Origin of the sequence: Halomonas elongata DSM 2581, assembly GCF_000196875.2 — a bacterium.
Classification (GTDB): domain Bacteria; phylum Pseudomonadota; class Gammaproteobacteria; order Pseudomonadales; family Halomonadaceae; genus Halomonas; species Halomonas elongata.
Map to the genome: position 1 here is coordinate 1,880,112 of NC_014532.2, position 12,611 is coordinate 1,892,722.

Consider the following 12,611-nt stretch of genomic DNA (forward strand, 5'->3'; position numbering starts at 1 on the left):
ATTGCCACCTACGGCTGCGTGCCAGTCGGAGCAATGGCTGGCATAGCAACCTACCGCCTGATTGCCCGTCATGTCGGTCGGCAGTTCAAACAACGATGGGACCCTCTTTACTGCCAACGGTCCGGCAGGTCGCCGACGACCATCGCACTCCAGCATGAGGAGCTCGAGGCCACCGACGAGCCTTGATCACTCGATCTCGTGATAGCGACGGTTGAAGTCATCGACCCAACGCTGCATCTGCTTTTCAAGCATGTTGATACGCCGCTTCTTGGCTTCATCTGGCAACGCTTCTGTCGCCTCGACGCGATCTCTCTGCTTACGGAGATCCCTCAACCGCTTCTCGATATGGGTTGCACGGTTGAATAGGCGAAGCTTCTTCTGGTTACCACGCCTGTAGTTCACTCGCTCCATACCTCGCAAGGACTCGGCCTCATTGGCAATCTGTCCCAGCTCATCACGGCGCTCGTAGAAACGTTGCATGTCGCCATACTCGTTGATACTGCCCATGAAGCGGCCGGCAAAAGGCACTCGGTACCGATCCACTTCTTCACCGATGGCCATACGCTTGGCGTAGTCTGCTGTTTTCTCCACGAAGCCCCAAGCCCCGCCACCGTAATAGTTCACAAGGTGCTGCATCACGTCAGGGCTGACGTCGATTTCCCCGCTGATGTTGTCCGTGCCGCCGGAGAACTCGTTCAGGAAGCTCGCGAACCCCTTATAGGCCTCGGGGGTTGAGCGGAACGAACGAGAGCTGTCTGGCGTCGGGGTACCGAACGGGAAGTCCTCACGGTAGATCGGTCGGCCCGAGAAGTTCTCGTTGACGCCGATCTGCGTGATCGAGCGGAAGATGGTCGGCGTCAGGTTCTTGAGGAACAGCGACTGTGCCTCGTCGGAATCCTCGAAGCCAATGGGCGAGAAGCTGCCAGCTACGGCTAGCACCAGGTTCTTGGCTGCTTCGGTGACCTCCTCGGAGCCAGCCGCCACCGCCTCGGCGTGGGTGCCCACCACCGAGAAGACGTTATAGCCGTAGGGCAACGGAATCTTAATGTAATCCCCGTCATCACCGCCCATCCAGCCGGTCATCAGGATCAGGCTTCGTTCCTTCTCGTAGTCGGGGATCTTGTCATAGAACAACACGCCATCATCGTCTTCCTCGGACAGCCAGCGATTCAGCATCCCCAGCATGAAGGAGCCGGTGGCCATACCCAGCCCCAGCTTTTGCGCCAGGTTCATGCGCGACCAGACGTTCATGGGGCTTTTGCCGTCCGGCGTGTCCTTGACCGTCACCATGGTGCGAGCGAAGTTCATCGTGCCCTGGATGGAGGCGTTGGCAAACATATAAGCCGCATTGAGGGCCGTGCCCGCTTCCCCCCGGCGGTTGAAGTTGACCGTCATGTTCTTGGCTAGACTCGCAGCCTGCTTCCTCGAGATCCCGGCACGACGCGCATTGGCATAAGCCGACAGTCGCACGGCGTTCTCGACGGTACCGTTCATGTTCTCCACGAAATCCGTGGTCTTCTTCCGTGCCTTGAGCATATGGGATAGCGCGGTGCCGTCAGCCCGGCGGACCATCGACTGGATCTCCTTGGCCTGGCCCTCGATGTCCTTCATGTCGAAGTAGCCTGTCTTGCCGCCGTCTTCCTGGAATTCCTCGAACCACTGGTTCCATTCACGTTGTTTGGCGTCCTTGCCCTCCTTTCCTTGGAGCCCCCGCCATGCGGCTTTCATGGCGGGCCCGATGTCGCGTGCCGTTTGACGAACGATCTGCTTTCCCTTGATCTTGCCATCATCCCGGGTCTGCTCGGCGCTCAGGTTGAGCAATGCTGTCTGCACGTCGCGGGAGAAGTTGGTCAGCATGAACTCGGGGTTGTAACTGGTCACTAGTGATGACATGGCACGTGTCACCGCGCCGGCAGCACGAATCAGGGTGTTGTTGTTCTCGGGCCCCACATTCCGCATGGCGTTCATGAGGCGCTCATCGTGGAGCTTGATATAGTAGGTTCGCCCGGCCCGTTTGGCCCTGAAATAGCGGTCGTTGCCGGCCATGTTGACCGCTCGCTCCTGCACCTCGATACGCGTCTGCCCCGTCTCAGGGTCAGTCACCCGCACCGGTGTCCGCTGGGTATCGGGACTGTCATCCGTAAACACCTCCCACAGGGACGGGTTCGGATGGTCCGTGACCATGGAGAGCAGCGACTGAGCCACTTCATTCTTGCGCCGCCGGATCAACGACTCGTTGACGTCCACGATCACTTGGGAGGATGGGGAATCGGCCAGAGACTTCCGGCCCCCGGCAATGCGTGACTCTCGTCCGCTGATTTCGAAGCCCTTGCCGGTGCGAGGACGGCCGGGTTCATCCGCCGCATTCCCCTTGAGTGGCACATAGTGCTGCCAGTGAGATTCCCAAGCATCGACGACGGTATCGTCTTCGAGGCCCCCTTCACGGATCGCCTCGCGTCGTAGCCGGGTCATGTCATAGACGATCTGCGCCAAGCGATCATACTCGGCTTGTTGGCCGGAATTGGCCACGCGCTCGATGACTTCGGCAGCCTCGGCATTGGTCATGCCCGAGCCACCGTCCTGCATGTCAGGATCGTCCGGATTACGCTCGGCAATGGTGGCGTTACGCTCCGGCGCGTGCCGCGCATAGAGGTAATCGTCGAGTTCGGCCTGGCTGATCCCGGCCTTGGCCAGCCCCTCGGCCAGCGGCTCCACGTACTGCTCCCGTAGCTGACGCAGGTCGTACTCCACCTTGCCGTGGAACAACTCCTCCGCCAGGTAGACGTCAGCCTCTTCTTCGATGTCCTGACCGGTACGCCGGATGGCATCTTCCAGGATCTTGAGCGGGCGCATCTTGTCAGCCATCTTGCGCAACGCGGCATCACGAAGCCCCTCATCCGGCATGGCAAAGCCGGTACTGTCGGTACGGCTGAACCTTCCGCCCGCCGTACCCGGCTGTTTTGTGATACTGAAACGAAGCTCCCCAGCGCCGAAATCAGGCTCGCGATACATCGCCTCGCTGATCTCGTAGTCCTTGTGGCGCCCTTTGTTCTCCACGAAGCCGAAGCGCTGATAGAACTCGCGCAAGCGCTTCGTGTTACCTCCGAAGTCACTGGATGGCGTCAGCGCCAAGGTGCGGCCAGAAGCATCGGCCCAGTCCGTCAGGCGCTGCATGACGGCGGAGCCGATACCCTGTCCACGTTCTGGTGCCACGACACGCGATACCGTCACCCTTTGGCCGCGCCCCATCAAATCGAGTTTGAGGCCTGGGAACTCCTCGCGCAGTCGGGCTGCCATGTCCTCGGGCGAACGGACCACCTGCTGCTGGATGAGACTGTAGCGGTTGTCTTGATTGCCAATATCATCTGGCGTAAGTATCTTCGTATCAGGGCCTTGGGCGACTCCCTCCTCCGGCAATTGTAGCTGGACCGATTGGAGCCACTCGGGGCCTTTCTTCGTTTGTAGGTACCGTACCCGCCCTTCCCCGAGTTGCCTATCGATGAAGTCTTGCGGCTTGTTGTCGCCACGACGCTGGGTATAACGCGTAATGGTCGGCGCGGCCTGATCGGCGGCACGCTGCGTCTGCTGCCGGCGCAACCATCGCCGCGACTGCTCCCCCAGGGCCAGGATGTCGGAAGTCCGCCACTCGATACCCGGAAACAGCTTACGCAACTGACGGCGTATCGCCGACATGACCCGCTCACGCAATTTGGGCCGTGCATCACTCTCGATCGTATGGGCGATCAGTTCTTCGGCGAGCTCGAGCCGACCTTCCCGTGTATGCGCCTTGTTGGCGATATGCGGGTACGCTGCTTTGATCTCCGCGATGTTGTGACGTCCAGCCTCGGACCGGGTGTAGCTTCGGAAGACCTGCTCCAACACAGGCTCAAGCTCTTTCCCCAACACGCCGCGGATGCCATAGTGGCCTACCGCTTCATGCACCCCCGCACGCACCGCATCCGCCTCATCGATCAGGTTGTCGGCCACGAGCATCGGTGAACCGGTTTTCGGGTTATAGATCCCACCAACGTCGTTTGGTCGAACCCCCTGCTTCAACATGCCCCACAGTACCGATTCAGGCAGCTCAGAAGCAGATTGCACCACCTCCACGTTGGACAGTTCCGGGTATTCCGACAGGCGGTCACGAATGGCATCGACCCTGGGGGCAGAAGCTTCTGTGGATTGATGCTCACCAGAGGGTGAAAACAGCAAGTCACTGCTGTCTTCCCCTTCAGGGTCAAACGCTGCCTGGGTAGACCGCACCTTGGTCGGGTCTAGCATTGCGACTTCGTAAGCGTCGCCATACTGGGTCACTACGCCGTCATAGCCTTGGCTTCGAGCCCATGCCGCAAACGCCTCAGACTCCGCCGGCCCCGCCGTAGAAAGCCGACGCTTGAACGTGGGAGGAACGCGCAGTAACGACTCGGGCCGGATGTGGAGCGACATAACCGCCGCCCCTTCCTGGTTACCCTGCCGCTGTGCTTTACGCTGCGCGTAATGCTCGGCTAATCGCCGGTCGGTGGTGAGGTAGACTCCCTGTCCGAGCCATCCACTGTCGAGTCGGTCTGGGTGCCCGGGAATAAAAGACTCAACATCTCCTGCTGTTCCGTGGTAGAAAGCCCGCGGTCGGAGTCCTCGAGGAGGGTCTTCATTACTTTCCCCATCTCTTCCGGGGTTTTGGCGCTGGAAATCATCTTCGCTCCCTCTTCGTCCGATATGCGCTGTGCCTGCCTGGCTTTCTCCTTCAGCACCTCCAGTCGCCTCTCGTCCTCGGTCAACTCGGGTGATTTGTCCGTCAACGTACTCCCCTTTGATCGCATCCTCGATGGCGGAAATGTAGCCCATATCATGGGCACGCTGCATCCGCCCCTCTTGGCTCATATCCAGGCCCTTGGCTTCTGCACGCTCCCATGCCGTGCCATTGCCTTCATTTCGCAAGCTGAACAGAGGATCTTGGCCATGACTGGCCGCAATATCTGCATCGCTGTCGCTCCCTGAAAGCCTAAAGTCATCGACCTCGGCATCAGCTTGAGCACGCTGCTCGTCCTCGCGACGGCGGTCGGCATCGGCTTGCTCGGCCTGTTGAATCTCGCGGTCTCGGGCAGCCAGACTCTCCTCGGTCTGCGTCTCCAACAACGACGTGCCGCTCCCGCTTTCATCAGCGACAAGGCGCTCTGCCACGGGGCCACCAACCTGGCGCGAAGCGTTCAGCCATTCCCCTCGTTCCAGAATCGTTGAGCTTCCCCGCTCCGCATTAGTCACATGGACACGACCATCACGCTGAACTTGGTTGACCCGATAGGTGCCGGGACTGGCGTAGCCAACGTCGGTATTCAGGCGAATGGTGTCACCTTGTTGGGCGCCGCCAAGCGCTTCACTGGCCTGTTGCTGGAGACGGTTCGGTTCTTCCCTGGACGCGCTTTGCTGGCGAGGGCGTGGCTCGGAGTGATCGGGGAAGCCTGCATCACCTATAGGTGGCGAAACGGACGGCTCATCGTTACTTTCGCGCCCCGAATTCTGGTTGAGGCCCCCAGCACGAACGTCAGATACCTGGGCATCGTTGCGGGACTTTTCCCCGCTCACACCATCAGCCGATAACTCGGGGATTGTGAAGCCCCAGCCTCCCTCGACCTCGACAGGCTTGGCACCTGGCGTGCCTCGAAAACGCTTGGACGCTTGAACCGCACGCCGTGTGGGGAACGGATTGCCATCCGCCTTGAAGCTTACTTCTTGGGTGGCGCTTCGCCCGGTTTCGACGGTTTTTGGCCGTTGTTCGCCTTCGCGTACAGATGCTGAAAGATCTGTTCCTCCGAGTACCCCTGATCCCGGAGATGCTCCTTCTCCTCCGTCCAGGCGTGGTTGGCTTGCACCCGTTGCTCGTGCGTTGTTTGTTTCAGGTGCTCCGCTACCTGGTCGTTCGAGTAGCCCTGCTGTCGCATCCTGTTCGCTGTCAGGTTCTGATGAACCAGATTGTTGCCCTCTGCCTGGCTCATTGCCATTGAGTAATACCTCTTTCAGTTCGCGCGCCGCATCAGCAACCGATTCACCTTCGTGGACACGCCGCGCGGCATCGTTGATCTGCTGATTGACGTCAGGTGTGGTGGTAGCACGCTCGAGGAGATCGATCGCGCGGGCTGACGCATCTTGAAACGCCTCATTCTGGTCAGTGGCGATGCGGTTACCCGCTTTCTGCGCCTTATCGGCATTGTTGTTCAGGGTAGCGAACAGGCGGCGGTCACGCGCCAGATCCTGGCGCAGCCAGTCCATGACCTTGACCCGCTCACCAATCAACGCCTCCACCGGGTCGTCGCCGAACAGTCCTCCCTGCTCACCCTGAGAGTCGGCAAAGCCAGCCTGACGGACTTCATTGGCCAGAAGCTGACGCTGGTTATCGTTCTGTGGCTTGATATCCCTGAAAGCATCGATAGCGGCCAACTGTTGGTCAGGATCGTCAAACGACCGACCAATCACCGCGCCGTCTTTTTCCGAGACCACGTTGTTGAGAACGGCGCCAAAGGCCTCATCGCTCAGTTTGGCCAGATCGGCCCCATCGCGCACGACTTGAGATCGGCGCGGCAGGTTCCGCTCGGTGATGATGTCAGCGGGGTCGCCTTCACTATTGCGGAATACTTTCGCCGCATCCGATGCGGTGGCATTGCCGTCCGCAATGTTGCTTTCAGCCGCACGCCGACGGGCATCGGCAACGCTGACTCCATCGCGCTCGCGCAGGATTTGGGCATTGACGTCCGGTTGCTTGAGGCGTCGGGCCAGATCGACGCGATGATGGCCATCAGCAGCATACAGACTGCCATCCTCGCGCTCATGAAGCAGCAAGTTGCCCGCTCTGACATCATCCCATTGGCCAATTCCATCCAGACGATCATCGACACCGTCATCATTGACCTCGGAGCGGAACTGGTACTCGCTGGGATCAACCTTGATCTGGTCCACCGGGACGCGCTGCGGAGTCACCCGACCAGGATCATCATTGGTTTGTGATGAAGTTGCGACATCTCCATCGACCTGGTCAGCAGAGCCCTCTTGCCCGGTGTGGTTCTGCGACATACCGAAGGGGGCATGCGTATCACCGTCACGAATCCAGGACTTGAGATCGTCTGTGGATACCTCGGAGATTTCCCCCAGTCCCTGCCAACCTTCCTCATAGTTCGCCAGGTAGCCTTCTCGCGCCTCATCGATAGAATCAAAACCGAGCATCACCTTGTGCTCGTCGAAGGCACCATCGTCATCCACCTGGTCGATGACAAAGGCCTTTCCATTTTCGGGGCGGTCGCCGACGAATACATCGAGGTTGTCACCATCAGCGCCGACAGTGCCCTTGATGTCGCCGTAGTGGTGCGCCATCGTGCTTTCCCATTGGCGCCCCTGGTCGTCAGTGCCCCGTCGCGTCGAACCCTTGGGGTTCTCGATAGCGATGTCCAGACCCTCGAGCTGAACTTTCCCTTTCCGGTAGTTGCCCGCTTCGGCCTGTGCGGGCGTGGGATCGGTATCGGTGCGCTTGGCCGCGTTCTCCACTTTCTCGCTTGTGGAGCGGCCTGCCTGAATCCGGTTCCATGCCTCCTGTGGGCGGAACTTGCGAATTTCCTCGTCACTGTGGCCAAAATCTCGGAGCTGTTGCCGCATCTTGTTGGTCATCATCGTCGGGACGGATGCGGTCTTCTGGCCAGAGTCGGCATCCTCGGGCATATTGAGCCCTGCCGAGGGCGCAGAAGGTTCTTCCTGGCCTCCTTTGCCCTGACTATTCAGCCGCTCCATAATGCTGGAGAAGCGCCGCGCTGTTTGATCCAGATTCTGGCGCATGGCATCAGTCGGCCCGTCTTCGCCACGGCTTCGAGATAACGTTTCTTCCTCCAGCGCCGAGGATACCTCTTCATTGATGGCGTCCAGCTCCACCACGGCCTCGGTATCACCTTGCTCCTCAGCGGCAGCACGCAACGCCTTGAAGGCATCACCATCCGTAATAGAGTCACGCGCTTCTCGCTCGGCTGACGATAGAGCAGAACGCGGCTGGCGGATGAGATCCGCAGCAGCGCGAACAGCATCTTTATCCGAGGATGGTGCCGAGGTGCTTTCTTCAACGGCGGCGGTTGCTTGGGCCGGCTCTTGGGAAGAAACTTGCTCGGAACCGGGTAAGGCATCTTGGCTTCTGCCAGATCGGTTGCCCACGGCCTCCGCCGTTGCCGTACCAAGTCGTACCGCACCACCCGTCGGCCCGCCCACAATGGCGCCGCCTGCGGCACGGCGAGCAGCCGTTTCCGGCTTCCAGCCCTGCTCGGTACCAACAGATTCACCGGCATACTCGATACCGCCTTCCTGAACAGCTTCTGTGCCAGCCTCAGTTGCGGTCGCACGGCCTACGGCTCCCGGTACCTGCTGCGCCTTGCTAACAGCCCCTTTGCCTCCGGGCAGCAGCTTCCCCAAGGCGAAACGGTCGAGCAGAACAGAAGCCGCGGCAGTGGGGCCAGATACAGCATAATCCGCCCACTCAGGCATGCCGTCTCGGCCATCGTTCTGGACACGACCCTCGCCAATTTCCTGGGTCCGGGCCGCCAGATAGGCCGGTGGATTCACCACGAGACCCGCCATATCGGCCAAGGCCGCCGGCCCTTGCTCGGCGGCAGCGCCGGCTAGGGTCTCCAGGCCAGGATCTTCGAGGGCCCGCTCGATGGTATAGTTCGGTTGATACCCAAGTTTCGTATCTTCCACGGCCTGTCCGGCGGTATTCAGCCCGGTCTTGGTGTCTTCCGGCTTGACCCGAGTAGTGAAGTCAAGCCCGTAGCCGCCCACCTCCAGGTCGGGCTCGTAACCGCTCTCACGCATGGCGGAAACCTCACCACCGACAACCCCGGGGTTGAGTCCCCCCAGGTGTTCGGCGATGAGTTGCTCGCCCTTCTCAGCCATGTTCCCAACAAACTGCAGAGCATTGCCGGTCAGGTCGAGCCCGCGCTCCGCAGCGTTGCGCAGCGCGTTGCTGGCCAGGTTCGGGCCATCGCCTGATGCCCCGTCACCATTGTCGTCAATGACAGCTTCCGGCTTTTCCCCGAACACATCGGCTTCGGTCTGAGTGAAGAACTTGCTCTGCACTTCTTCCAGAATGCCTTCCGGGGTATCCGGGCGAATGACTCGATCGAAGAATTTTCCCCGGACCTCTTGTCGCGTTGCCTTATCAGCGTTTTGGAAGGCCGGATCGTTGGCGATGTCCGACCACTTCGGGGTCTTCTTGGGTTGGTCAGCGGCGTTCACACGCGGCTCCTTCGAGAACTAGAGATACTTGTTCAGGATGTCGTCAGCGCTGGGCTGGCCATTCTTCTGGCGTGATTGATCGGTTTCCCCCTCTTCGGCAGCCGGCCCTGGACGTACGCCACGCTCACGCCGGCGAGGCTCCTCGGCTCCCCCTTGCTCAGCGCGGACTTGCTTCTCGGTGCGGGACAGTTTCGGGTCCTCGTCCGCAGGCACGCGGATGTCATAGGTCTGGTTTTCCTCCTGGCGGATCTGCTGCCGCAAACGCTCCAACTCTGCGCGTGCTTCCGTGATGTCCGCTTCACTGGACACCGTCGCCGATTCCCCCCGGACAACCTTCTCCAGGTGGTCGGCACGATCTTTTAAGGCTTCAATTCGATCTTCCGCACGGGAATAGGAGTTATCGCCACTCCCCTGCTGCAGCTTTTCCCACGCTTGCTGACGATCCTTGGCCAGGCCATTCGCCACCATGTACTCAATGTCTTTCTGAGTGGCAGTCGGGCGATTCCAGTAGTTCGTCCCCCGGTCCTCATAGGCACTGCCAGCACCGGGCTTGACGGGCTGAATCTCGCCGGTGGTGGTGTTCCGCTGGACCCAGCCCAATCGAGGATGCTCCTCGAGCTCCCAGCTCTCGCTCTCACCGCCACGGAGCAGATTTAGCACCTTACTGGCCTGCTGTTGCGCTTGCGGCGTCTGGAAGGCCTTGCGCAGCGTCTGCATCCCCTTGGTCTGTTGCACCAGGCGTTCAACAGGCACCTGCATCACGGTGTCCTCATCACCTCCTGGGGCCCGGCCTTCCGTCATCGGCGCGTTGTAGCGCTTACCGTCTTCCCCCATCACCTCAAGTTCCAGAGTGACGCTCTCGCCATCCGGGCCGGGCACCATGCCGACAACACGCTTCTCTCCACCCGGCCCCTTGTTGATCTCCGAACCGAATAGCTGATTAAGTGCCGCCAGGCTTTCGGGGTCGTTCGCATCAACCGAGGCCTCGGGATCGACCACGGCCTCGGCTTGCTGGAGAGAGCTATCGGTCGCCGGGTCAAGCGCCGGCCAGAACTTCGGGTTACGTTTGAGAACCTCCAGTTCCTCATCGGATACGTCCATCCCGGATGCGATCTTGCCGAGCGTGAATTGGACGTTTTGAAGGTCTTCCTGGCGTTGAGCCGCCTTGCGCTGGCGGTCAGCCTGATTACGCTGCATATCCAAGCGCTCGCGCTGCATGTCCATGCGCTGATCAGCCCGTTCCTGCTGCGCTTGGCCTCTTTGGTAGCGATCCATCAAGCTGAAGCCTTGGGCGAAACCATCGGCAAGGCCACGAGTATCCAGTCCAGCCATCATCAGCTCCTACATCAATTCGCTGGCCAGCAGGCCAACGCCTGCGCCAATCGCCATGCCAATGGGGCCGCCGGCAGAACCAGAAGCCATCGCGCCACCGACCATGCCGCCCATGCTTGCGCCCATGCCGATGTTCTGCATCTTCTGCTGCTTCTCAGCTTGCTCCATGCGTTCTTCGGCGCGCTTGTCCTGACGCTGCTGCTGGGCCAGATCCCCCAGCCCTTGCATCGCGTCACCCTGAAGGTCGTCTTTCAGACCAATGAGCCCATATGCCATGTGTCACCTCCCGGTGAGTTGGCGATTACTGTGATTCGAGGATCTTGTCGGGAATGCTGGACAGCCCCATGCCACCAGCGAGGATCTTGCTCTGACGATCCTGGGCGGACATACGAGCCTGGTTACCTGCCGAGACCATGCTGGCGGTTTTCTGCAACGCACGGCGCCGTTGGTCGGCCCCTCGCTGCGCTTGGGACACCTGAAGCCCCATGCCCTGTCGCTGCATGTCTTGAGCCTGGGCGCTGTTGTCATACGCCGTGTCCATCGACTCCTGGGCCATCGTCGCAGCGTCCTGGGCCGCCTCGTTCCGGGTCGCCGCATTGGCCAGCGAGTCGATATAGGGGCGAAATCGCGTCTTCCAGTCTTCCCACTGTGCCCGGCTCAGGCGCCCGATCGTGTCAGAGGCGCCCTGATCCCCCCGAAAGGCCGCCTGGGGATCGACATAGGTCTCAGCAGTCTGCGAAGCCGAGGGGCCTGGAAGATTGATGCCAAGCGTATTCTGATAGCTCGCCATGGCCCGTCTCCTCAGCCGCGGTTCAGTGCGATCGATGCGTCGATGGCATCCTGGTTCACGCCGGTATCCAGCCCGAGACCGGCAGCGCTATTGCCACCGATCTGGTCGAGCCCATAGCGCGTACCGGCTCCCGCCACCTGGCCGAGCAACTGAAGATTGGCACTGCGGCGATTGAAGCTCTGCACGGCATCGCTACGGGCATCCGACTGCGCATAGCTGGCTACCGTCGATAGACCGGCTTGCGCTTGCCCCGACTCGCCTTGCCCCATTGCCACAATGTTCTGGAGCCCTTGGACCTGTTGGTTCTCCTGCTCGAACTGACCACGGCCCATTTGGGAGCCACCCGCTTCTGCAGCATCCAGCGACAGGCCAGTCATGACTGACTGAGCCCGTCCGCTACTGGGATCGATACCGGCCTGGTTCAACTTCCCGGACGCCTCGCCCATGAGGTCATGGGTCGCCTGCATCTGGCCCTGGCTGGCCTGTCCTTCGATGTATCCCATGCGACTGGGCGTGGTCATCTGCCCCACGTCCTGCATGTACTCGTTCTCGAGGGGGGCGAGCTGTTCCTGGGCGTAGTTCCACTTCTCGGCCGCGACTTCAGCCATGTGGCGCTGCTCCGGGGTATCTTCAATGTCAGTGCTGCCGCCACCACCGCCGCTCATGCTTTATCCTCCTGGAGGCTTTCGCTGACATCCTCCGGATAGACATGATCAGTCTCGGGGGCGGGGGCTTGGTCATCGTCACCGTCCACCGGCCTTTCAAATCCTGCGACGTAGTCACTCAGCAGCTCATCGTGGAAGAATCGACGAACCGTCGGGCCAACCTGTCGCATGAGCTCATAGCCCCCGACCAGCCGGACACATTGCACGACAACACCGGATAGTTGGTCGCGAAGCACAAAGGCTAGGTGACGATCATGCTCATCGCCGGAACGCTCCAGGGTGACGCTATCGGTCCAATCCTGGAGCGCTGTGGCTAGTTGTGGTCGCAAAAAGGGTTCGTGCTGGCGGTAAAAGGGGTTATCAGGAAGGTCGATGAGAGCGCGCCAAAACGCGCGAATGACGGTGCCTTGATCCAGTTGGGCATCACCGTCGATCAGGTCGTCCAGTACCTGCGAGATCTCGAAGACCGTCTCGCAGAACGCAACCGCGGACGGGTTGTTGGGAAGGACTTGCTGCAGGAATTCACGTTCGCGTGACATAGCGCACCTCACGGTGGGCATTGT

The 12,611-nt window shown here is 60.5% G+C and carries 6 protein-coding genes; all 6 read right to left on the reverse strand.

Annotation, left to right across the window (positions count from 1 at the left end):
- Positions 1 to 186: 186 nt before the first annotated feature.
- Genes HELO_RS19145 through HELO_RS08970 form a run of 6 tightly spaced genes read right to left on the reverse strand, consistent with a single transcriptional unit; the run spans position 187 to position 12,587 of the window.
- Complete coding sequence (locus HELO_RS19145) at positions 187 to 9,261, reverse strand: LPD38 domain-containing protein (RefSeq protein WP_013332385.1); 9,075 nt, start codon at positions 9,259 to 9,261, stop codon at positions 187 to 189.
- 18 nt (positions 9,262 to 9,279) lie between these two features.
- Entirely contained in the window at positions 9,280 to 10,593 is a 1,314-nt protein-coding gene (locus HELO_RS08950; RefSeq protein ID WP_013332386.1) for a hypothetical protein, read from the reverse strand.
- 9 nt (positions 10,594 to 10,602) lie between these two features.
- A complete protein-coding gene (locus tag HELO_RS08955; RefSeq protein ID WP_041602035.1) occupies positions 10,603 to 10,869 on the reverse strand; it encodes a hypothetical protein in 267 nt (88 codons plus the stop codon).
- 25 nt (positions 10,870 to 10,894) lie between these two features.
- Positions 10,895 to 11,383 carry a hypothetical protein gene (locus HELO_RS08960; RefSeq protein ID WP_013332387.1) on the reverse strand — a complete coding sequence of 163 codons (489 nt, stop codon included), beginning with the start codon at positions 11,381 to 11,383 and terminating at the stop codon, positions 10,895 to 10,897.
- Between the two features lie 11 nt (positions 11,384 to 11,394).
- Positions 11,395 to 12,048, reverse strand: a complete 654-nt coding sequence (locus HELO_RS08965) for a hypothetical protein (protein WP_013332388.1) — start codon at positions 12,046 to 12,048, stop codon at positions 11,395 to 11,397.
- Positions 12,045 to 12,587 (reverse strand): hypothetical protein, encoded by a 543-nt coding sequence (locus tag HELO_RS08970; protein ID WP_041602036.1) that lies wholly within the window; start codon positions 12,585 to 12,587, stop codon positions 12,045 to 12,047. The genes HELO_RS08965 and HELO_RS08970 overlap by 4 nt, the downstream gene beginning before the upstream one ends.
- Positions 12,588 to 12,611: the final 24 nt, after the last annotated feature.

Bases quoted from the DNA above. Each gene is read 5' to 3' on its own strand.
- HELO_RS08960 (WP_013332387.1), bottom strand. From the start codon at position 11,383: ATGGCGAGCTATCAGAATACGCTTGGCATCAATCTTCCAGGCCCCTCG.
- HELO_RS08970 (WP_041602036.1), bottom strand. From the start codon at position 12,587: ATGTCACGCGAACGTGAATTCCTGCAGCAAGTCCTTCCCAACAACCCG.
- HELO_RS08965 (WP_013332388.1), bottom strand. From the start codon at position 12,048: ATGAGCGGCGGTGGTGGCGGCAGCACTGACATTGAAGATACCCCGGAG.
- HELO_RS08955 (WP_041602035.1), bottom strand. From the start codon at position 10,869: ATGGCATATGGGCTCATTGGTCTGAAAGACGACCTTCAGGGTGACGCG.
- HELO_RS08950 (WP_013332386.1), bottom strand. From the start codon at position 10,593: ATGGCTGGACTGGATACTCGTGGCCTTGCCGATGGTTTCGCCCAAGGC.